This is a genomic window from Nocardia sp. GP40 (genome assembly GCF_050434125.1).
Taxonomy (GTDB): domain Bacteria; phylum Actinomycetota; class Actinomycetes; order Mycobacteriales; family Mycobacteriaceae; genus Nocardia; species Nocardia albiluteola.
Window position 1 is genome coordinate 83246 of sequence record NZ_JBNPVW010000008.1, and the last position, 22040, is coordinate 105285.

Below are 22040 nucleotides of genomic sequence, written 5' to 3' on the forward strand. Positions count from 1 at the left end.
GTCGGATCACCGGGTGCGAACGCCCGGCTGGATAGCCGACGAAAGAAGGAGAACTGTGATGGCTCACGACCGTGAGTCCGCCCTGGCCCTGGTCGCGGAGCTGCCGCGCGGGCTCTACATCAATGGCCGCTGGCGCGAATCTGCAACGGGCGCACACTATCCCGTGCACAATCCCGCCGACGGCACGGTGCTGACCGAGGTCGCCGACGCGAGCGTGGCCGATGCGCAGGACGCGCTGACCGCCGCCGAAGCCGCCCAGAAGGACTGGGGTGCAACAACACCGCGGTATCGCGCCGAGCTGCTGCGCAGGGTGTTCGATCGGATCATCGAGCGCACCGAGGATTTCGCGGCGCTGATCAGCCTCGAGATGGGCAAGCCGCTGGCCGAGGCGCGCGGCGAGGTGGCCTACGGCGCGGAGTTCCTGCGCTGGTTCTCCGAGCAGGCCGCTCATCTGACCGGGTCGTATGCCCCGGCGCCGAACGGCGGCTATCGCATCGTCACGGCCAAGCAGCCGGTCGGGCCCTCGCTGCTGATCACCCCGTGGAATTTCCCGCTGGCCATGGCGACCCGCAAGATCGGCGCGGCGCTCGCGGCGGGCTGCACCTGCCTGATCAAGCCCGCCCCGCAGACGCCGCTGACGCTGGCGCTGCTGATGCGGATCTTCGATGAGCTGAATATGCCCGCGGGCGTGGTGAATTACCTGCCGACGCTGGACGCCGCGGCGCAGTCCAAGGCGCTGATGGACGATCCGCGGCTGCGCAAGGTGTCGTTCACCGGATCCACCGGGGTCGGCTCGATCCTGTTGCACCAGGCCGCGGATCGGGTGCTGCGCACCTCGATGGAGCTGGGCGGTAACGGGCCGTTCATTGTGTTCGACGACGCGGACCTGGATGCCGCGGTCGAGGGCGCGATGCTGGCGAAGATGCGCAATGCGGGCGAATCCTGTGTCGCGGCAAACCGATTCCTCGTTCACAGCGCCGTCGCGGAGGAGTTCACGCAGCGGCTGGTGCGGCGTTTCGAGAAGCTGGTCATCGGCGACGCCTTCGACCCGGCCAGCACCGTCGGGCCGCTCATCGATGCCAGGCAGCTGGACAAGGTGACCGAACTGGTGGACGATGCCGTCGCCCACGGCGCGCGAATTCGCGTTGGCGGCAAGGCATCCAGCGGCGCGGGCTACTTCTATGCGCCGACCGTGCTGACCGATGTGCCGGAGACGGCGCGAATCGGGCGCGAGGAGATTTTCGGCCCGGTCGCGGCGATCACCACCTTCGACACCGAGGCGCAGGCGCTCGAGCGCGCCAACGCCACCGAGTACGGCCTCGCCGGATACGTGTACACGCGGGACATCTCGCGCGCGCTGCGGTTCGCCGAAGGCCTGGAGTCCGGCATGGTCGGAGTGAACCGCGGCCTGGTGTCGGATCCGGGCGGCCCGTTCGGCGGGGTCAAGGCCTCGGGCCTGGGGCGTGAGGGCGGTGCCACCGGCATCGAGGAATACCTCGAGACGAAGTATCTCGCCGTCCAGTTGTAGGCCGGGAGCGTGCGGCCCACGCGGGTGAGGGCGTGTGGGCCGCTACCGCCGCCGCAGTTCCATGGCCAGCTCGCCGTGGCCGTTATCGACGAGGAAGCCGAGGAACAGCGCCCGGAACGCCGCCTGCGCCGTCTCGGGTGGAATCGCGCCCGGCACGGCCAGTTCGTGCAATGCCATCCCGTGTGCCAGGGCGGTGAACGCCGCGGCGGCGCCCTCCGGATCCGGCCCGCCGGCTGCCCGCACGCCGGCCACGGCCACCGTCCGGGCGGCGGTCAGCGCGTGCGAGACGGAATCTCGGTATTCCGGATGCCGCGCGGCGTGCAGATACGCCTCGAACAGCGCGAGCGTTTCCGGATCGCGCGGCGCGGCGGTGAAGGCCAGCGCCTCGAGGACCTCGTCGGGCGTGCTGTGTACCTCGGCGAGCGATTCGGCAAGCCGCACCTGAGCCTGCGCGTCGGCGTCGGTGTAGACGCGCAGCGCCTCCTCGATCAGCGCATTGATCGAGTCGAAGAAGTACCCGACGGTGGTCAGCGGCAGCCCGGCCCGTTCGGTCACCGCGCGGTGGGTCACCCCGGCCACACCGGCGGCCGCGACCACCTCGACGACGGCCTCGAGCAACGCCTCACGCCGCGCCTGGGCGCTGGGACGATGGCGGCGCACAGTCACATCCCCACCCTAGAACATCTCTGTAATTTCTTACAGTTTTCCCCTGGGCAAAGTCTGTAAGTTCTTCTAGGGTTGGCCGTTATGACGTCCATCCACGCCTTTCGCGACGACGCCCTCGGCGAACACGACGCGGTAGCCCTCGCCGAATTGATCCGCGCCGGAAAGGTGAGCCGCCAGGAGCTCGCCGCCGCGGCCATCGAGCGGGCCCGCCTGGTCGATCCCCAGCTCAACGCGGTCATCAGCCCGATCTATGACGCTCCCCGGTACAGCACCCACCCCGGCGCCGCTCTCGACGGCGTGCCGACGTTCGTCAAGGACAACACCGACGTCGCGGGCCTGCCGACCGGCCACGGCAGCGAGGCGTTCCGCGCCCGCCCGGCCGCGAAGGACGGCGCGTACACCGAACACCTGCGCGGCACCGGCCTGACGCTGATCGGCAAGTCGCGGCTGCCGGAATTCGGGTTCAACGCCAGCACCGAGTACATGACCGCATCGCCGGCCCGCAACCCGTGGAATCTCGATCATTCGATCGGCGCGTCGTCGGGCGGATCGGCCGCGCTCGTCGCCTCGGGTGTGGTGCCGATCGCGCACGCGAACGACGGCGGCGGTTCCATCCGCATCCCCGCGGCGTGCGGCGGACTCGTCGGGCTCAAGCCCAGCCGCGGCCGCCACATCGACGGGGAGCAGGTCAAACACCTTCCGCTGCACATGATTTCGGAGGGCGTGCTCACCCGCACCGTCCGCGATACCGCGGCATTCGTCGCCGCGGCCGAGGATCACTGGCGCAACCCCGCGCTGCCACCGATCGGACAGGTACACGGCCCGGCGCGGCGGCGGCTGCGCGTGGGGCTCGTGCTGCGCAGCGTGACCGGCGGCGAGGTGGACGCGCCGACGCGGGCGGCCGTCGAACACACCGCGGCCCTGCTGGAAAAGGCCGGTCACATCGTCGAGCCGATCGCGCTGCCGGTCACCGAGCAGTTCGCGGCCGACTTCGTCCAATACTGGGCGCTGCTGGCCGATCTCGCGATCAGCACCGGGAAGCTGATCCTGGATCGGTCGTTCGAGGCCGCCCGCGCCGACGGCCTGTCGCGCGGCCTGCGGGCCCATCACCGGCAGGCGCCGCACCGCACCCCGGGGGCGCTGCTGCGCCTGCGCCGAGTTCCGGCCGCGTACGCGCGGATGTTCGCGCGGCACGAAGTCGTTGTCTCGCCGGTACTTTCGCATACGACTCCGCCGCTGGGCCATCTCGCGCCGACGGTCCCGTTCCCCGAATTGATCGAGCGCCTCACGCACTACGTCGGCTACACGCCCCTGAACAACATCGCGGGCACCCCGGCGATCTCGCTGCCGATGGGCCGGACCGAGGCGGGTCTGCCGATCGGCGTGCACATGTCCGCGGCGCACGGCGACGAACGCACCCTGATCGAGCTGGCATACCTGCTCGAGGCGGAACATCCGTTCCCCCGAATCCAGGACTGACGCGGCGTACCCGGGCGCGCGATTTCGCCCAATCCGCTGCCGCGCGGACGAGATTCCTGGTGGCATGGACTCCGCATCGCATCGCATCACCGGAGGTCAGCATGTTGTCGCTACAGGAGATATCGGACCGGATGGAGATCCAGGATCTGATGGTGCGATATTCGCATGCGGTGGACACCCGGCAGTGGGATCTACTGGACGAGGTGTTCACCGCCGATGCGTACATCGACTACACCGCGATGGGCGGGTCCGCGGGCGATCTGCCGACCACCAAGAAGTTCCTGGCAGACATGCTGCCGAATTTCCTGGCGTTCCAACACCTGATCAGCAATTCCTCGATCGCCGTCGACGGCGACACCGCCACCGCGCGCACCATGTGCCACAACCCGATGCTCGTCGCGGACGCGCAGGGCAAGCAGAGCCTGATGCTGTGCGGGCTGTGGTACCTGGACACGTTCGTGCGCGTCGAGGGGCAGTGGCGAATCCATCGGCGGGTCGAGGAGAAGGGGTACATGTTCGTGGCACCGTCCGCCTGAGCGGCGCGGATACCGCTGGCCCAGCGCCGGACCAGATCCACGACCCGTTACAGTTCCGCGGTGGGTTTCGCTAGCTTCTTCCGGCTCGGATCGGCCACGTGATCGCCGATTTCCTCCAGCACTGGATGCTCTACTGCTCCATACCGGTCGTGGCGGCGCTCATCGGCTGGACCACCAAGCTGGTTGCGGTCGAGATGCTGTGCCGCCCGCTCGAGTTCGTGGGCATCCGGCCCTGGTTCGGCTGGCAGGGAGTGATCCCGAAGGCGGCGCCCCGGATGGCGACGATCGCGGTCGACCTGATGTTCTCCCGGCTGATCGACCCGAAGGAAGTGCTAGGCCGCGTCGACGTCGCCGAACTCACCACCACCCTGCGCGAACCGCTGGACGACGCCATCGCGCGCATGGTGGATCAGCTGATGATGCGCTACGAACCGCGGATCTGGGTGACCATGCCGCAGGTCGCGCGCACGGCCATGATCGCCCGCGTGCAGCGGGACGTGCCCGAGCTGATCGAGGACATCGTCACCGACCTGCGCCTGAACCTCGACCAGGTGATGGATCTGCGGTCCATCGCCATCGGCACCCTGGTCAACGACAAGGCGCTGCTGGTGAAGATGGTGCGCCACGTGGGGCATCACGAGCTGCGCTTCATCGTGCGCTCGGGGCTGCTGTTCGGCACGGTGCTGGGCTTCGTGCAGATGTTCACCTGGGCATTCACCCACTCCCCCATGCTGATGCCGCTGTTCGGCGGCCTCACCGGCCTGTCCACGGACTGGCTGGCGCTGCAGATGATCTTCCGTCCGGTCGACCGGCGCCGACTGCTGGGCATCGTGCCGTGGCAGGGCCTGTTCCACCGGCGCCGCGAACAGGTCTGCAACGACTACGCCGACCTGATCGCCACCGAAATCCTCACCCCGGCAAAGATGCTCGAGGCCGTCCTGAACGGCCATCGCGCGGACCGCCTCACCTCCATCCTCTCCCGGAGGATCGGCGAATTCATCGATGCCCAGTCCGCACCCGCGCGACCGCTGGTGACCCTGGTCGCCGGCGATAGCATCACCGCCCTCAAACGCGACATGGCGCCGGAGATGATCGCCTACATCCGCAGCGCCGCAGCCGGATTCGAGGAGCACGCCAAGCGCACCCTCGATCTGCGCAACCTGGTCGTGGAGAAGACCCGCCTGATGACCGACAACGAGTACGAGGGCCTGCTGCGCCCGGCCTTCAAACAGGACGAGTGGAAGCTGGTGGCCATCGGCGGCATCCTGGGCTTCCTGGTCGGCGAACTACAGGTCCACCTGCTGCTGAGCTGACCAGCGCGGGAGCATCCGGTCACGACGGAATGCCACCAATAGTCGGCTGGCACTGCCAGCTCCGACACGCGTTCCCCTCTCGAGTGTTCCGAACCTTTGATCGCATCGAACCACCGGAGATGGCGACAGACTTACGCTGGGGCTCACAGGCAGTGCACAGGGGAGGCATAGCTGGGAACCACGGAAGGTCCGCAGGCTGGGGGTGTGACCTCGACATTGCTGGAACCTGTGGTGGACGTGCGGGAGCCTGCGGAGCCCTCGGCGGGGCATCCGCGGTGGGTGCGGCGGGCGACGCTGGCGGCGCTGTTGGCGGCGACGGCGGTGTTGTATCTCTGGGATCCAGGGGCCGGCGGGTGGGCCAATCAGTTCTATGCCGCAGCCGTGCAGGCCGGGTCGGCGAGCTGGAAGGCGATGCTGTTCGGATCCAGTGATGCGGCCAACGCGATCACCGTGGACAAAACTCCGGGGGCGCTGTGGGTGATGGACATCTCGGCGCGGCTGTTCGGGTTCAATGCATGGAGTCTGCTCGTTCCGCAGGCGCTGGAGGGGGTGGCGGCGGTCGCGGTGCTGTATGCCTCGGTGCGGCGGGTGAGCGAGCGCAGCGAGCGGATAATGAGCACAGCCGGGCACTGGGCGGGGATTGCGGCCGGGGCGGCGCTGGCGCTGACTCCGGTGGGGGCGTTGATGTTCCGCTACGACAATCCGGATGCGCTGCTGGTGCTGCTGCTCACCGTCGCGGCGTATTGCATGCTGCGCGCGGTCGAAAAGAGTTCTGCCGCATGGTGGTTGCCGCTCGCAGGCGCCTTCGTCGGGCTGGGGTTCCTGGCCAAGATGATGCAGGCGTTCCTCGTGCTGCCCGCCCTGGTCGTGGTGTATCTGGTTGCGGCACAGCGGCCCTGGCGGCAGCGGCTGCTGCAGACGATGGCCGCGGCGGTGGCGATGGCGGTGTCGGCGGGCTGGTATCTGGCGCTGGTCGCGCTGTGGCCCGCGGGTTCGCGGCCCTATATCGGCGGCTCGCAGCACAACAGCGTGCTCGAACTGGCGCTGGGCTACAACGGCGTCGGCCGGCTGACCGGCAATGAGACCGGCGGCCTGGGCAATACGAACTTCGATGTCGGCTGGAACCGGCTGTTCAGCGATCAGATGGGCGGCCAGATCGCGTGGCTGCTACCGGCGGCACTGCTCCTGGGCGCGGCCGGGCTATGGGTGACCAGGCGGGCACCGCGCACGGACCGGACCCGGGCCGCGCTGCTGGTGTGGCTGGGCTGGCTGCTGGTCACCGGCGCCGTGTTCAGCTTCGCGAACGGAATTCTGCATCCCTACTACACGGTGGCGCTGGCGCCCGCGATCGCCGGCTCGACGGGGATCGGAGGTGCGCTGATGTGGCGGTCCCGCAGCGATATTCGCTCCCGGATCGTGTTGGCGGGGTCGCTGGCCGTGACCGTTGGGCTGGCCTGGGTACTGCTGCGCCGCACCTCCGACTGGCTGCCGTGGCTGGCGCCGGTAATCGCCGTGTCCGCCGTGCTCGGATGCGTCCTGTTGCTCGTGGCCGATCGGCTGCCGAAGGCGATGGCGACAGTCGCGCTGCTGCTGGCGGTTGCCACCGGATTGGCCGCGCCCGCCGCGTATTCGATTGCGACCGTGGGGACCACGCACAGCGGCGCGATGCCGTCGGCAGGTCCGGACGGTGCGGGCCGGCCCGGCGGGCACGGCGGCCCGGGAGGCATGTTCGGCAGCTCCACCCCCGGCACGAACGTCGTTGCGGCGCTGCAGAAGAACGCGAGCGACTACACCTGGGTGGCCGCCACCACAGGCTCCGACAATGCGGCCGGATACCAGTTGGCCACCGGCGATCCGGTCATGGCCATCGGCGGCTACAACGGCACCGACCCGGCTCCCACGCTGCAGCAGTTCGAAACCTCTGTGGCGCAACACAAGATCCACTACTACATCGAGGCCACGGTGATGGGCGGCATGCGCGGCGGCGCCGCGGCCGGCGGCAGTCAGGCGTCCGATGAGATCACCGCCTGGGTCAAGGCGCATTTCACCCCGGAGACGATCGACGGCACCACGGTCTACGATCTGACCGCCCCTGCCGCCTGATCCTGAAACGACGAAACCCCCGCCCAAAATCTGGGCGGGGGTTTCGTGTGAGTGAGCGGATGACGGGATTCGAACCCGCGACCCTCACCTTGGCAAGGTGATGCGCTACCAGCTGCGCTACATCCGCACATCGCGTTCCCGCGACGAGAAGAAACGATAGCCCACCGGACGGGAAAATATCGAATCGCCAGGTTGACGGGGGATGGCGCGCCCGGCCGCCGCTCCACGCACACCGTCCTTCCACACGGGAAAATGTGATCTCCGTCCTCACAGGGGCCGCACAGGATGGACCAATGCTCAGCCCATGGTGGCGGCCAATGCTCGTCATGACAACGAGAGGACCACCATGACGATCACCGACGCGCCCGTACGCAGGGGCGTACCCGTCGAGCACATCGACCCGCCGCGGCGCCCGTCGTGGCGCCGCTGGGTGTGCGGACCGCCCGACCAGCCGCGCTGGGCCCGCCCGGCCCTGTGGGCGCTGCTGGTCACCGCCGCTTTCCTCTACCTGTGGGGTCTGACCCGCAACGGGTGGGCCAACGACTTCTACGCCGCGGCGGTGCAGTCCGGGACGAAGAGCTGGAAGGCGCTGCTGTTCGGCTCGCTCGACCCGGGCAATTCGATCACCGTCGACAAGCCGCCCGCGGCGATGTGGGTGATGGCGCTGTCGGGCCGGTTGCTGGGCTTCGGTTCGTTCTCGATGCTGCTGCCCGAGGCCCTGATGGGCGTGGCCTCGGTGGCGCTGGTGTACGCGGCGGTGCGGCGCTGGAGCGGTCCGGCCGCCGGTCTGCTGGCCGGTGCGGCGCTGGCGCTCACCCCGGTTGCCGCGCTGATGTTCCGGTTCAACAACCCGGACGCGTTGTTGGTGCTGCTGCTGGTGGTGGCCGCCTACTGCACGGTGCGCGCGACCGAGAACGGCAGCGGGCGCTGGCTGGCCCTGACCGGCGTCGCGGTGGGCTTCGGGTTCCTGGCCAAGCTGCTGCAGGCCTTCCTGGTGCTGCCGGCGCTCGGGGTGGTCTTCCTGATCGCCGCGCCGATCGCGCTACGGCACCGGATCGTGAAACTGCTGGGCGCGTGCGTCGCGATGGTGGTGTCCGGCGGCTGGTTCGTGGCCCTGGTTGCCCTGTGGCCCAGCGCATCCCGGCCCTACATCGGCGGCTCGACGAACAACAGCCTGCTGGAGCTGGCCCTGGGATACAACGGCCTGGGCCGGGTGTTCGGCGGCGAAGGCAACGGCGGTGGCGGCGGAATGGGCGGCGGCAACACCGCATTCGGCGGCAGCACCGGCATCACCCGCCTGTTCGGCGCGTCGTTCGGCACCGAGATCTCCTGGCTACTGCCCGCGGCGCTGATCGGATTACTTGCGGGCCTGTGGTTCACGCGCCGCACGCCGCGCACGGGACACACCCGGGCGGGGCTGATCCTGTGGGGCGGTTGGCTTCTGGTCACCGGCATCGTGTTCAGCTTCATGCAGGGCACCATCCACCCGTACTACATGATCGCGCTGGCGCCGGCCGTCGCGGCGCTCGTGGGCATCGCGGTCACCGAATTGTGGCGTGGCAGGAGCCATCTCGCGGCGCGCGGCGTGCTCGGCGCGATGCTGGCCGCCACTGGAGTCTGGAACTTCGTGCTGCTGGATCGCACGCCCGAGTGGTATCCGGCGCTGCGCTGGATCGCGCTCATCGGCTCGATCGTGGTCGCGGCCGTCCTCATCGTCGGCGCGCATCAGCTGGGCCGGCTCACGGTGATCGTCGCCGCGGCGGGCCTGCTGTTCGGACTGGCGGGCTCCACCGCGTACACCATCGACACCGTGGCCACCGTGCACACTGGATCGATCCCGACCTCGGGCCCGAACTCCGGACACGGATTCGGCGGGCCCGGAGGATTCGGCAGCGGTACCTGGGCTCGGCACAACGGTTCCGGCACAAGCGGTTCGACGGCCTCCGGGCCTGCGGCCTCGGGCACGACGACCGCGGGCACGTCGGGTAACGGCGCGGCACCCGGTGAGCAGGGCGGCTTCGGCGGCGGCTCGGACAACAACACCGCCCTGCAGCAACTCGTGAAGTCCAGCTCCCACTACCGCTGGGCCGCGGCGGCGATCGGTTCCCAATCGGCGGGCAGCCTCGAATTGTCCACCGGCGCATCGGTCATGGCGATCGGCGGTTTCACCGGCAGCGACCCGTCCCCGACCCTCGCCCAGTTCGAGCAGTACGTGGCCGACGGCGATATCCACTACTTCATCGCCGGTGGCGGTCACGGCCCGGGCGGCGGCGATTCGGGCGTGGGATCGCAGATCACCACCTGGGTGGAACAGCACTACACCGCGACCACCGCCGGCGGCACCACGGTCTACGACCTGACCAAGCCGATTTCCTGATCGCACCACGCGACGACGGTTCTGTGTCCCCCATCCGGACACAGAACCGTCGTTGCGTGCAACGTAGTTCAGTCCGGCAGAGTCCGCTGCGCGAAGACGGGGAACCGCTACCAGATACCTGGGTTACGGTGTGGATCACACCACACACGACGCCGAGACTCGTCAGCTTCACCCCAGCTCACTGGGCGGTCGTCAGAACCTATGCGAGGTCACTGCGATGAGCAGCAAGACAGAACGATTCGAAATGCGATTGACAGAAGAGGGTCGCAAACAGATTGCAGCAGCGGCGGGAGCCGTCGGCGAAACGCTGACGGAGTTCGTTCGCAACGCAGCTATACAGCGTGCTGATCAGGCGCTGGCCCTATCCAGTCGCGCACTGATGCCGGCCGAGCAGTTCGACGCCATGATCCGATCTCTGGACATTGCCGACGACGCCCCCGAGCTCGCCAAGGCCGTGGCTCGAGGCCGGAGGTTCGTACGCAAGTGACTCCGATCTCGGTCGGCCTCACAGACGAACACGATGTGTCCCAGTTCGACTGCGGCGAGGAAGTTCTGAACAAGTAGCTGCAGACCAAAGCCCTCGCTGCAGACAAAGGGATACAACTTCACCCCTGTCGGCAACACGCCAGGTCGCCTTGTCATGAAGATGTCGACCGCTCTTGCAGCGTTCGGCATCGGCTGACCGGTGAAGCGACGGGCTGACCCTCGTCGCTTCATTTGGCGCGGAAATCATTTGGCGCGGAAATCACCATGTAGACGGCGGTCGGGCGGACTTCAGTCGGCGATCGGAAGGCGGACGGTGAACTCCGTGCGGCCGGGGACGCTGTCCACGGCGATATCGCCGCCGTGGGCCTTGACGACTGCCGCGACGATGGCCAGGCCCAGGCCGGTGCTGCCCGCGTGGCGCGAGCGGGAGGAGTCGCCGCGGGCGAAGCGCTGGAAGATCTCCGGCTGCAGGTCGGCGAGGATGCCGGGGCCGTCGTCGCGGACCGTCCACACCGCTGAGCCCGAGGCGTCGACGCCGAGCGCGGCGGTGACGGTGGTGCCGGGCGGGGTGTGCACGCGGGCATTGGTCAGCAGATTCGCCAGCACCTGGTGCAGGCGCGCGGCATCACCGTCGATCACCACCGGCCGGTCGGGCAGTTTCAGGTCCCAGCGATGATCCGAGCCCGCGATGTGGGCGTCGCTCACGGCGTCCACGGTGAGCGGGGTCAGGTCGACGGGCCGACGCTCGAGCGGGCGGCCCGAGTCCAGCCGGGCCAGCAGCAGCAGATCCTCCACGAGCCCGGACATGCGATGTGCCGCGGCATCCACCCGGCTCATCGCGTCGGCCACGGACGGGGACACCTCGTCCCGATTGCGCTGGGCCAGTTCGGTATAGCCGCGGATCGCGGCCAGGGGCGTGCGCAGCTCGTGGCTCGCGTCGGCGACGAACTGGCGCACGCGAACCTCACTGGCGTGCCGGGCCGAGAGCGCGCCGGCGATGTGGTCGAGCATTCGGTTGACCGCCGCGCCGAGCTTGCCGACCTCGGTCCCCGGATCGGCGTCGTCGGCCGGAACCCGCACGGGCAGTTCGACTTCCCCGCGGTCCAGCGGCAGATCGGCGACCCGGGCCGCGGTCGCGGCGACGCGGTCCAACGGCGCCAGGGCACGGCGGATCACCCAGACCCCCACGGTGACGGCGACGACCAGCGCGACGAGCGTGACGACGATCGACACCACCAGCGCCCACACGATCGTCGCGTTCACCGATGCCAGCGGCAGGCCCGCGACCACCGTGCCGCCCTTCCAGGTCGTCGCCGCCATGACGCGATAGCTGCCCGCGCCGTCAAGATCGATCGTGACGGGCTTCGCGTCGGCCGCGACGGCGGCCACCTGCGTGCGAGCCGTGCCCGACAGCGCGACCACGCCACCGTCGGTGCCGATTCTCCCTGCGGCCGTGACACTTCCGTGCTCGAGCAGGGCGCCGACGGCATTGGGCTGATTGCCGGGATGATCGAGGAAGTTCGGGCCCGGTTCGGACCCGTCGGAATCGGGCGGAGGCGGCGGATGGCCGATGCGGCCGGTGGGCACGGGCCCGACGATCGGTCCGCCGCCGGATTCGATGACCGCTCGCTTCTCCATGTCGACGAGCTGGGTATCGAGCTGATGTACCAGAAACTGGTGCAGCGCAAGCTCGGTCGCGGCGCCGATGCCGACCACCACCGTCACCAGCAGCAGCACCTGGCCCACCAGCAGCCGCATCCGCAGCGACCAGCGCCGCGGAGACCACCGCCGGGAGCGGTGAGCGGTGGATTCCTCGCCTCGCGCGCCCGCGCGACGGGACATCCTCCGGGCACGAGCAGTTTCCCCCTGGCGCACAACGGATTCCGCCCTTTCGGTCGGCGATCCGGGCACGCGCACGGGCCGCAGCGGATACGCCGCGGACCCCGGCACCGGCGGTTCAGGTAGCAGGTTTGAGGACATACCCGGCCCCCCGAAGCGTGTGAATCATCGGATCGCGCCCGCTGTCGATCTTCTTGCGCAGATAGGAGACATACAGTTCGACGATGTTGGAGGTGCCGCCGAAGTCGTAACTCCAGACGCGATCGAGGATCTGTGCCTTGCTCAGCACCCGCTTCGGGTTGCGCATGAAGAACCGCAGCAGCTCGAATTCGGTGGAGGTCAACGTGATCGGCTCGCCGGCCCGGGTGACCTCGTGGCTGTCCTCGTCCAGCACGAGATCTCCCACGACTATCTGGGCCCCGCTGTCGCGCATGGTGATTCCGGTGCGCCGCAACAGCGCCCGCAGCCGCAGCACGACCTCCTCGATGCTGAACGGCTTGGTGACATAATCGTCGCCGCCCGCGGTCAGCCCCGCGATGCGGTCCTCGACCGAATCCTTGGCGGTCAGCAGCAGCACCGGCAGGTGCGGGATCTGTTCGCGCAGCCGGCCCAGGACCTGCAGCCCGGTCATATCCGGCAGCATCACATCGAGCACCACCACATCGGGGCGGGTCTCGCGGGCGCGGGCCATCGCGGTGCGGCCGTCACCAGCCGTGAGCACCTCCCAGCCCTCGAAGCGCAAGGCCATCGAGAGCATCTCGGCGAGCATCGGCTCGTCGTCCACGACCAGCACCGTGACCGGGGTGCCGTCGGCGCGGCGCATCACGGGTCGATCGATCGGGGCATTGGCACTGGTCGTCGCTGTCACATCAACCATGATCGGCGGTCGCGCTCGGAGCGAGCTTTGCCTTGGCTGTGCGCGAACTGTGAACCTCACCGGCCGCCGGACACCGACCGTGAACGGCGCACATATCGCGCGCTGGGCCCGCACACAGCGCGCACCTACATTCGCCACCCACGGTGGAGCGGAAACCACCCGGTCCGCCGGGTCCGCACCGCACAGGAGCTTTCGACCATGACCAATCCCCTCGAGCCCGCCCGCCCCGACGAGCCCGCGGCGAGCCGGCCCGCCTGGGGCGCACCGCAGACCACGCCATCTCGGTGGACGACGCGCAAGACCCTCGCGAGCGTGGGCGTTGCCGCGGCGATCGCCGCGGTGGGCGGCGGCGTGATCTATGCCGCCTCCGGCAGTTCCACCGGCGACCATCGCGGCCCTGGCGGCCCGGGCATGAGCATGAACGGACCTGGCATGAACGGACCCGGCGGCTCGAACAACGCCGGGGGCAGCTTCTCCGGCCCGATGAGCGGGGCGCTGCACGGCCAGTTCGTCGTCTCCGACGGCAACGGCGGCTACACGACCGAGCTGACCCAAACCGGCACCGTCTCCGCCGTCTCGGCCGATTCGATCACCGCCAAGAGCGCCGACAACTACACCCACACGTACACCATCGGATCGAACACCCGCGAGACCTCGGGCGTGAAAGTCGGTGACACGGTGAGTATCCGGGCCACCGACGCGAACGGGACGTCCACCGCCACCGTCGTGACCGAGGGGACCACGGCCCGGCCCGGCGGCGGGCGGTGGAACCGGATGGACGGGACGAACGGCCCGGGAGCGCTGAACGGCGCAGCAGCCCCGAACCAGATGTCCAGCGGCCCCGGCCAATTCGGTCCGGGCGCGGGCAACCCGGCCGCCGACTCCGTCGGCGCGCCCAACTGAGACGCCCGGCCGGTCGGCGCCTCCGTCATCCCGAGCGTCCGCACCGGAACGCACTGTGGCCACCGTAGCGCTGTCGGTTGGGGCGGGCTGATAGTTGCTGTCACACAGCGCATCCTGACCGGATCTGTCCCGATGGCTACCGAAGCACCTCGCACCCCTGAGCCGGTCCCGATCGTCGCTGCCTCGCTATGCATCCCGACCGCGCTGGGTATACATCCCGACCGGGCCGAGCCGACCGTCACCGCTACACCAAGCATCCCGGCCTGACCGGACCCGATCATCGCCGCTACACCGGGTATCCCGACCGGGTCGAGCCGGGACGCGGGCAGGTTCGCACCGCCCATCCGGGCCGAAGGCACGCAGGAGTGACCGGGCTAGCCGAATACCGTTGCGGCACTACCCGATCTGGAGCACCAGCTTGCCGTGCGCCCGCTGCGACCTGCTGAGCTCGAGGGCGGTACGCCAGTCCTCCAGCGGAAATGTGCGGGCCACCGGAACGGAGAGCCGACCTTCGGCGGCGAGCTGTGCGAATTCGCCCAGCACGTCATAACGCGGCATCGCGCCGGTGTCCAACGCGGAGCGCACGCCGAGTTCCTTTGCCACCGGGTCGATTCCGAGCGTCAGCACGTGTTCGGGTTCCTTGACCGTGCGCACGAGTTCGGTCAGCGCGTTGCTGAACGGCGCGGTGTCGAGGGCGAGTTCGACCGGCCCACCCGCCAGCGCCGTCACCCGTTCCGCCATGCCCTCCCCGTAGCTCGTGACCTCGGCGCCGGCGGCGCGCAGGGCATCGGCGTACGTCTCGCCCGCCGTGGCGATCACGTGGGCACCGCGCCCGAGGGCGATCTGCACCGCGGCGTACCCGGTGGTGGTGCCCGCGCCGTGCACGAGCACGATGGTGCCGGAACCGACGCCGAGCACATCCACGGCCACGTACGCCGTTCCGACGGCCATCGGCAGCGCGGCGGCGGCCACCGCCTCGAGCCCGGACGGGCGCGTAAACCACAGGTCGAGCAGTGCGTGCTCGGACGCGCCCGCGGTCGGACCGGTGAAGGGGGCGAGACCGAACACCGGATCGCCGATGTCGACGCCGGTCACGTCGTCACCGATGGCGTCGACGGTCCCGGACACCTCCAGCCCGATCCCGCGCGGCAGGTCGCCGGGGTACAGCCCACCGCACAGCGCCCAGTCGGCCGGGTTCAGCCCACAGGCCTGCACCGCGATGCGGATCTGGCCCGGGGCGGGGTGCGGGGCCGGGGCGTCGTCGATCCGCAGCACGTCGGCCGCGTCTCCGTAGGTGTGAAAGCGAAGGGTGTGCATCAGCGTCTCCTGAGTGACGACAACATCTGTCGTCACCAACGCTACCAGAGTGACGACAGCATCTGCTGTCGCTAGAATCGCGGCATGGCACGGTGGGAAGGCAATACCCCTGATCGGCTCGCGGAGGCGGCCCTGGACCTGTTCGAGGAGCAGGGCTACGACCGCACGACGGTCGCGCAGATCGCGCGGCGCGCGAACCTCACCGAGCGGTCGTTCTACCGATGGTTCTCCGACAAGCGAGAGGTGCTGTTCGGCGGCGGCCGGGAACTGGAGGAGCACCTCGTCGCCGCCATCGAGGCCGTCCCCGCGGGCACGGGTGCGCTGCGCACGCTGCTGACCGCGTGCACCACCGCGACGGCGGTGTTCCGTCCGCGCGAGCACCTGGAGCGTCGCGCGGCGATCATCGCGGCGAATCCGCCACTGCGAGAACGAGAGTTGATCAAGCTCGTCTCGCTGTCCGAGGCCCTCACGGCCGCACTGCTCCGCCACGGGCACGACCGCGAGACCGCGCGGCTGGCCACCGATCTCGGGATGGCCGTGATGCGGCTGACCGCCGAAAGGTGCATGGCCGCCGAGAATGCCGACTACGCCGAGGTGCTCTGGGCCAGCGCCGCGGATCTCGTCGCCGTCGCGGCCGACGGCGCACCGAGTGCGATCGCCTCCGGCGAATCACCAGGTCCCGGTACGTAATCGGCCGTTCCGGACCGGCGCGAATCGCGGCGGCCGCCCCGGCGAATCGCCGTGCCGCGGCGTGCTGGAGCCGCGCGGGTCACGGAAGCCGCACAGCCCCTCATGATCAGGACCGAGCCGGGGTCGGCGCCCCCTGGGCTCGCTCACAACTGTGCGGCGCGCACTTCCCGCGTGGTCGGCGGATCGGCTCCGCGCCGCCCGCAGGTCAGCGCAGCCACCAGCATCGCCTTATCCACGATCGCAATCAGCTCCGCGCTCTCCAACGCGCGCAACGCCTTTCGCCGATGCGCGCCGAGCAGGTCCCGGCGGTGCAGACCCGCGAGCAGGCCGCCAGCGAAGGCGTCGCCCGCGCCGACGGTGTCCACCAGCTCGATCGGTACGCCCAGACGACGGATCGGCCTGGGATCCTCGGCGGTGGCGGCCAAGGCGCCCTCGCCGCCAAGCGTGACCACGACCAGCGCTGGGCCCCGGCAGGCCCAGTCGGTCAGCACGTCTTCGGGCGCTCGGTCCGGATACAGCCAGGCCAGATCCTCAGCGCTGACCTTCAGGACGTCGGCCAGGCCCAGCATCGTCTCCACGCGCGCCCGGGCGTCATCGTGAATCATCAACTGCGGGCGCATATTCGGGTCATAGGAGATGGTCGCCGTCGCCCGCGCGCGCTCGACCAGGCGCAGCAGCGCATCCGCGCCGGGCCGCTGCGTCATCGCCAGCGAGCCGGTGTGCAGGGCCGCCACGTCACCGTCCAGGGCGGGCCCGAGTTCGGCGTCGGTCCACTGCCAGTCCGCGGTGCCGTCGATGCGGAAGTCGTAGCGGGCCACGCCGTCGGCGTCCAGATCCAGCAGTGCCAGCGAGGTCGGCTCGCTGCCCTGGATCGTATGATCGAGGCCGATGGCGTTGTCGCGCAGGAAGTTCCGGACCCTGTCCCCGAGCGTGCCGGTGCCGATCCGGGCGAGCATCCGGACCGGAACGTCGAGCCGGACCAGGCCGACGGCCACATTGGTGGGGCTGCCGCCCGGCATCGCCGCGAACTCCCCCGGCGCACCGGTGGGCACCATGTCCACCAAAGCCTCACCCGCGACGGCGATCACCCCCGTGCCCCGCTCAGTCCCGGACACGATGGTTGTCCACCTCCTCGCCCGCCATGGCCCCGGTCATGATCGCGACCGCATCGGACATGGAGAACTCGTGCGGTTCGATCACCGCCACCCGCCGTCCGAGCCGCTGGATGTGCACGCGGTCGGCGATCTCGAAGACATTGGGCATGTTGTGGCTGATCACGATGACCGCCAACCCGCGATCGCGGACCTGGCGGATCAGATCCAGCACCATGCCGGTCTCCTTGACCCCCAGCGCCGCGGTCGGTTCGTCCATGATCACCACGTGCTGGGCGAAGGCCGCGCTGCGCGCCACCGCCACACCCTGGCGCTGCCCGCCCGAGAGCGTCTCCACCGGCTGCTTCATCGAGCGGATGCCGATCTTCAGATTCGCCATGTGCTCCTGGGATTCCCGGACCATCCGCTCCTTGTCGAGCATCCGGAACACCGATCCCAGCACCCCGCGACGGCGTAATTCCCTGCCCAGGAACAGATTGTCGGCGATATCGAGCGCGGGGGCGACGGCCAGATCCTGGTACACCGTCTCGATGCCCGCGCGGCGCGCGTCGATCGGGCTGCGAAACCGAACCGGCTTCCCATCGATCAGGATCTCGCCCTCGTCCGGCACCACCGCCCCCGAGAGCGCCTTGATGAGACTGGATTTCCCGGCGCCGTTGTCGCCGATCACCGCAAGGATCTCGTTCGGATACAGGTCGAAGTCGGCGCCGTCCAGCGCGGTGACGTGACCGTAGCGTTTGACCAGGCCCTTCGCCTGCAGTACAGGCTGTTTCGAGTCCGTCTGCTCGCTCACCGCTGCTGCCTCCTGCGGTTGAACTGATCCACCGTCACCGCGGCGATCACCAGGATGCCGGTGATCAGGGTCTGGTAGATCGAGGAAACACCCATGAGCTGCAGGCCGTTTCGGATGATACCGACGATCAGCGCGCCCAGCAGGGTCCCGATCACGCTGCCGCGGCCGCCGAACAGGCTGGTGCCGCCCAGGACCACCGCGGTGATCGAGTCGAGGTTGTCGGTCTGCCCCGCGTTCGGATCGCCGACCCCGGTGCGTGCGATCAACAGCAGCGCGGCCAGCCCGTAGATCAGCCCGGCGGCGGTGTAGACGCCGAGAAGTACTCGGCGCGTGTCGATTCCGCTCAACCGGGCGGCCTCGGGATTGTTGCCCACCGCGTAGATGTGCCGTCCCGCCGAGGTCTGCCGCAGCACGTACCAGGCCGCCGCGAACAGCACCAGCATCGCCACCGATCCGTAGGTGATGTCGGTGCTGCCCAGCGGAAAGGTCTTGTCGAAGAAGGTGAGCATCGAGGGCAGGCCCGAGATCGTCTGCTCCCCCGAATAGATATGGGTCAGCGCGAAGGCCACGCCGTAGGTGCCGAGCGTGACGATGAACGGCGGCAGTTTGACCATGCTCACCAGCGACCCGTTCACCAGCCCGAACGCCGCGGTCAGCGCCAGGCCCAGCACGATCGCCAGCAGCGGCGGAAGTCCCGAGTCCACAGCGAGTTTCGTGATCGCGATATTGCCCAGCGCCATCACCGCGCCGTTGGACAGATCGATGCCGGCGGTGAGGATGACCAGTGTCTGGCCGATCGCCAGCGTGCCGACCTCCATCACCTGCTGCACGATCAGCGAGAAATTGCCGCCGGTGAGGAACCGGTCCGACTCGGAGGCGAAGACGATCACCGCGACGAGGATCGCCGCGACCGGGCCGAAGTTCGGGATGTTCAGCACCCGGCTCACGAGTGCGGAGAGCGATCTGGGCGGCGCCTGCGAGGTGGTGCTTGCTGTCATGCGAGTCCTTGGTTCGGTGAGCGATCGGGGCGGCCGGGATCAGCCCCAGCAGTTGTCCAGGCCGTACTGCACGTCCTTGGAGTCAACGCCCGCTTGAGGTTTCGCGGTGATCAGGTTGACGCCGGTGTCGGTGAAGCCGGTGGTCTTCTTCCCGTTCTTGGCGTAGTCGACGATGGCCTGCACGCCCTCCTGCGCCATCTTCAGCGGGTACTGCTGCGAGGTGGCGGCGATCTTGCCGTCCTTCACGCCCTGTACGCCGGTGCAGCCGCCGTCGACGGACACGATCAGCGCGTCGTTCTCCTTGCCGGCGGTCTTCAGCGCGGTGTACGCGCCCAGCGCGGAGGGCTCGTTGATGGTGTAGACCACGTTGATGCCCGGATCCTTCTGCAGGCAGGTCTCCATCGCCGACTGCGCCTTGGCCTGATCGCCCTGGGCGGGCTGCGCGCACACCACATTCGGGGCGGTGACGTCCTGGGTCATGTCCTGGGTGGCCTGCGCGGCACCGTAGCCGGACAGGAATCCGTTGTGCCGCAACGTGCCGACGCTGACGCCCGGATTCAGGTCGATCATCGCGATCTTCACCGGCTTGTCACCCTCGACGGCCTTGGCGTACTTGCCGATCAGCTGGCCGGCGGTGAAGTTGTTGGTCGCGAACAGCGCATCGACCGCGGACTGCGGCTCGGTGGGCGTGTCCAGCGCGAACACCTCCACGCCCTTGGCGCGGGCCTTGGCGATGGCCGGAACGATCGCCTTGGTATCGCTGGCGGTGATCATGATGCCCTTGACGCCCTCGGCCACCATGTTCTCGATCGCGGTCACCTGGCTGGCATTGTCGCCGTCGAATTTGCCCGCGGCGGTGACCAGCTTGACCCCGGCGGCGTCGGCGGCCTTCTGCGCGCCCTCCTTCATCTTGACGAAGTACGGGTTGGTGTCGGTCTTGGTGATCAACCCGACCTCGATCTGCCCGCTGCCGGAACCCTTGCCGCACGCGGTGGCGGTGAGGGCGACGGTGGTGAGGGCGAAGCAGGCGGCGGCGATACGAATGGCACGAGAGGACATCTATGTGCTCCATGTGTACTGCGAAAGACAACGTTGTCAGTGACCATAGATCGTGACGCGGCTCACGTCCAGAGCCAAGTACTCACAAATTTCTCGGCAGTACGTCGGGGGACGGCACGACGCGCAGGACGTGTCACAGTGCTAGAAAGAAGGAGATGTCAGCGTTGTCAGACCCTCGGACCCCCGCCTCGGAGGCGCCCCGGCGCAGCACCCCCCGCCGGGGCGCAACCATGCGCGAGGTCGCCGCGCTGGCGGGCGTGAGCATCAAGACGGTGTCGCGGGTGGTGCGCGGCGAGCCCGGCGTATCCCCCGAACTGGCCGCGCGCGTGACCGATGCCGCGGCCATGCTCGACTACCGGCACAATCTCGCGGCGAGCACGCTGCGCGGGCACGGCCAGAAGACCGCCGCGATCGGCCTGGTGCTCATGGATGTCGCGAACCCGTTCGCCTCCGCGCTGCACCGCGCGGTCGAGGACTTCGCCCACGGCCGTGGGACTTTGGTGTTCGCGGTCTCGAGCGACGAGAATCCGGGCCGCCAGCGCGAGGTCCTGGACGCGCTGCTGTCCCGCCGCGTCGATGGGCTGATCGTGATGCCGGTCGGCACCGACCACGGGATGCTGATCCACGAGCAAAGGCGCGGCACCCCTGTCGTTTTCGTCGACCGCCTGCCCGCGGCCGCCGAAATCGACAGCGTCACGGTCGACAACCGAGCCGGAGCCCGCCGCGCGATCGAGCATCTGGCCGCCCAGGGCCACCGCCGCATCGCCTATCTCGGTGACCTGCATACGATTTGGACCGCCGCGCAACGCTACGCGGGTTACGTCGAGGGACTGGCCTGCACGGGAACCGCCTTGGACCCCACCCTGATCTGTGCCGATCTGCACAATCCCGACGCGGCCGAGGCCGCCGTCGACGCGCTGCTGTCCCGTCCCGACCGTCCCACCGCGCTCTTCAGCGCCCAGAACCTGGTCACCGTCGGTGTACTGCGCGCACTCCAGAAGCGTGGCCTGCACCGGGATATCGCGCTGGTCGGCTTCGACGACCTGCCCCTGGCCGAACTGCTGACCCCGGCCCTCACGGCCGTCACCCAGGACCCGGCCGTCATCGGGCGCACCGCCGCCGAGCTGCTGTTCGCCCGCCTGGACGGCGACCAATCCCTACCTCGCCGCCGCGTGGTACCAACTCGACTGCTGGTCCGCGGATCGGGAGAAATCCCCCCGTCCGGCGCACAGCCGGAAGCCTAGAACGGCGCTCGATCGAACCCGGAACGATCGGCCGCGGCGGCCCGACCTGCGGATAGTATGGTCAACGTGGGCATCCCGTACATCGCGTCCCCGGACCTGCCGGAGCACATGACCTGGGAAGAACTCGAGCAACTACCCGACGAGATCGCCGGGGAGATCGAGCTATGGAAGGGGCGTGTCGTGTGGATGCGACGCCCACCAGCCCCACATCAGGAATATTCGATCGAGTTTCGGAACACGCTCCGTAGATGTGCGCGTGAAGACATGTCGGTGCGGCCGGAGCAGCGCTGGCGGGTACTCACCGAGACGAATGTCTTCTTCGGTACGAACGGAAAGTCGGACTTCTCGACCCCGGATTTCCTGATATCCCGTTGCTATGAGGACGAGTTTGCGGATATCCGCGCTTCGGACCTGTATCTAGCGGGTGAGGTGTTGTCGGCATCCAACACCGAGCGGGACATCGAGGCGAAGAAGGCGCGGTACGCTGCGGCCGGAATTCCCTGGTACTGGGAGGTATTGCTCGGTCGAAACCCCCGCCGGATCGTCGTTGTTCGCGCCTACGCGCTCGAAACACACCACGGACAGTTGCCACCCGGTGTATCTCCGCTGCACCCCACCTATTACGTCATGGCTGGTGAATGGAAGTCCGAGGACACCGACGGCATTACCACCAACTTTCCGTTCCCCATTCGAATTCCCTGGTCCGAACTCGAGTACTGA

General features: G+C 68.7%; 19 protein-coding genes and 1 tRNA gene. 11 read left to right on the forward strand and 9 right to left on the reverse strand.

What is annotated here, in order from left to right; genetic code table 11:
- Positions 1 to 58 precede the first annotated feature (58 nt).
- Positions 59 to 1528, forward strand: a complete 1470-nt coding sequence (locus ABH933_RS24300; RefSeq protein ID WP_429421257.1) for an NAD-dependent succinate-semialdehyde dehydrogenase — start codon at positions 59 to 61, stop codon at positions 1526 to 1528.
- Between the two features lie 42 nt (positions 1529 to 1570).
- Here ABH933_RS24300 and ABH933_RS24305 read toward each other — a convergent pair whose 3' ends face one another.
- Positions 1571 to 2194, reverse strand: a complete 624-nt coding sequence (locus tag ABH933_RS24305) for a TetR/AcrR family transcriptional regulator (protein ID WP_429421255.1) — start codon at positions 2192 to 2194, stop codon at positions 1571 to 1573.
- An 81-nt stretch (positions 2195 to 2275) separates the two neighbouring features.
- On the opposite strand from ABH933_RS24305, the gene ABH933_RS24310 reads away from it, so the two are divergent.
- The 4 genes from ABH933_RS24310 (at position 2276) to ABH933_RS24325 (ending at position 7625) form a co-directional block, all read left to right on the forward strand.
- On the forward strand, positions 2276 to 3673 hold the full coding sequence (locus tag ABH933_RS24310; RefSeq protein ID WP_429421253.1) for an amidase: 1398 nt from the start codon (positions 2276 to 2278) through the stop codon (positions 3671 to 3673).
- 101 nt (positions 3674 to 3774) lie between these two features.
- Complete coding sequence (locus ABH933_RS24315) at positions 3775 to 4209, forward strand: nuclear transport factor 2 family protein (protein WP_429421251.1); 435 nt, start codon at positions 3775 to 3777, stop codon at positions 4207 to 4209.
- 98 nt (positions 4210 to 4307) lie between these two features.
- Positions 4308 to 5522 (forward strand): DUF445 domain-containing protein, encoded by a 1215-nt coding sequence (locus tag ABH933_RS24320; RefSeq protein ID WP_429421249.1) that lies wholly within the window; start codon positions 4308 to 4310, stop codon positions 5520 to 5522.
- A 204-nt stretch (positions 5523 to 5726) separates the two neighbouring features.
- Positions 5727 to 7625: a glycosyltransferase family 39 protein gene (locus ABH933_RS24325; RefSeq protein ID WP_429421247.1), complete on the forward strand. Its 1899-nt coding sequence runs from the start codon at positions 5727 to 5729 to the stop codon at positions 7623 to 7625.
- Between the two features lie 54 nt (positions 7626 to 7679).
- Here ABH933_RS24325 and ABH933_RS24330 read toward each other — a convergent pair.
- A tRNA-Gly gene (locus ABH933_RS24330) sits at positions 7680 to 7752 on the reverse strand.
- Between the two features lie 219 nt (positions 7753 to 7971).
- Between ABH933_RS24330 and ABH933_RS24335 the strand changes: the two genes are divergently transcribed.
- Both ABH933_RS24335 and ABH933_RS24340 read left to right on the forward strand, forming a co-directional pair.
- Positions 7972 to 10002, forward strand: a complete 2031-nt coding sequence (locus tag ABH933_RS24335) for an ArnT family glycosyltransferase (RefSeq protein ID WP_429421245.1) — start codon at positions 7972 to 7974, stop codon at positions 10000 to 10002.
- Between the two features lie 217 nt (positions 10003 to 10219).
- A complete protein-coding gene (locus ABH933_RS24340; RefSeq protein WP_429421243.1) occupies positions 10220 to 10489 on the forward strand; it encodes a DUF1778 domain-containing protein in 270 nt (89 codons plus the stop codon).
- A gap of 287 nt (positions 10490 to 10776) precedes the next feature.
- Here ABH933_RS24340 and ABH933_RS24345 read toward each other — a convergent pair whose 3' ends face one another.
- Both ABH933_RS24345 and ABH933_RS24350 read right to left on the reverse strand, forming a co-directional pair.
- Positions 10777 to 12246: a sensor histidine kinase gene (locus tag ABH933_RS24345; RefSeq protein WP_429421397.1), complete on the reverse strand. Its 1470-nt coding sequence runs from the start codon at positions 12244 to 12246 to the stop codon at positions 10777 to 10779.
- 199 nt (positions 12247 to 12445) lie between these two features.
- The gene (locus tag ABH933_RS24350) at positions 12446 to 13150 is read right to left on the reverse strand and encodes a response regulator transcription factor (protein WP_215917887.1); all 705 of its coding nucleotides are present in this window, start codon (positions 13148 to 13150) and stop codon (positions 12446 to 12448) included.
- Positions 13151 to 13402: 252 nt separating this feature from the next.
- Between ABH933_RS24350 and ABH933_RS24355 the strand changes: the two genes are divergently transcribed.
- Positions 13403 to 14107, forward strand: a complete 705-nt coding sequence (locus ABH933_RS24355; protein WP_429421241.1) for a hypothetical protein — start codon at positions 13403 to 13405, stop codon at positions 14105 to 14107.
- A 396-nt stretch (positions 14108 to 14503) separates the two neighbouring features.
- On the opposite strand, the gene ABH933_RS24360 is transcribed toward ABH933_RS24355, so the two are convergent.
- Entirely contained in the window at positions 14504 to 15460 is a 957-nt protein-coding gene (locus tag ABH933_RS24360) for an NADP-dependent oxidoreductase (RefSeq protein WP_429421239.1), read from the reverse strand.
- A gap of 48 nt (positions 15461 to 15508) precedes the next feature.
- Between ABH933_RS24360 and ABH933_RS24365 the strand changes: the two genes are divergently transcribed.
- Positions 15509 to 16114: a TetR/AcrR family transcriptional regulator gene (locus ABH933_RS24365; protein WP_429421237.1), complete on the forward strand. Its 606-nt coding sequence runs from the start codon at positions 15509 to 15511 to the stop codon at positions 16112 to 16114.
- A gap of 143 nt (positions 16115 to 16257) precedes the next feature.
- Here the strand turns inward: ABH933_RS24365 and ABH933_RS24370 are convergent, their stop codons facing one another.
- Genes ABH933_RS24370 through ABH933_RS24385 form a run of 4 tightly spaced genes read right to left on the reverse strand, consistent with a single transcriptional unit; the run spans position 16258 to position 20076 of the window.
- The gene (locus ABH933_RS24370; protein ID WP_429421235.1) at positions 16258 to 17229 is read right to left on the reverse strand and encodes a carbohydrate kinase family protein; all 972 of its coding nucleotides are present in this window, start codon (positions 17227 to 17229) and stop codon (positions 16258 to 16260) included.
- Positions 17216 to 18019 carry an ATP-binding cassette domain-containing protein gene (locus ABH933_RS24375; protein WP_429421233.1) on the reverse strand — a complete coding sequence of 268 codons (804 nt, stop codon included), beginning with the start codon at positions 18017 to 18019 and terminating at the stop codon, positions 17216 to 17218. The genes ABH933_RS24370 and ABH933_RS24375 overlap by 14 nt, the downstream gene beginning before the upstream one ends.
- On the reverse strand, positions 18016 to 19017 hold the full coding sequence (locus ABH933_RS24380; protein WP_429421231.1) for an ABC transporter permease: 1002 nt from the start codon (positions 19015 to 19017) through the stop codon (positions 18016 to 18018). Before ABH933_RS24380 ends, ABH933_RS24375 begins: the two co-directional genes overlap by 4 nt.
- Positions 19018 to 19056: 39 nt before the next feature.
- A complete protein-coding gene (locus tag ABH933_RS24385) occupies positions 19057 to 20076 on the reverse strand; it encodes a sugar ABC transporter substrate-binding protein (protein WP_429421229.1) in 1020 nt (339 codons plus the stop codon).
- A gap of 164 nt (positions 20077 to 20240) precedes the next feature.
- Here ABH933_RS24385 and ABH933_RS24390 point away from each other — a divergent pair, with 164 nt between their 5' ends.
- Positions 20241 to 21320 carry a LacI family DNA-binding transcriptional regulator gene (locus ABH933_RS24390; protein WP_429421227.1) on the forward strand — a complete coding sequence of 360 codons (1080 nt, stop codon included), beginning with the start codon at positions 20241 to 20243 and terminating at the stop codon, positions 21318 to 21320.
- A gap of 57 nt (positions 21321 to 21377) precedes the next feature.
- Positions 21378 to 22040, forward strand: coding sequence for a Uma2 family endonuclease (locus ABH933_RS24395; protein ID WP_429421225.1), 663 nt, complete (start codon positions 21378 to 21380; stop codon positions 22038 to 22040).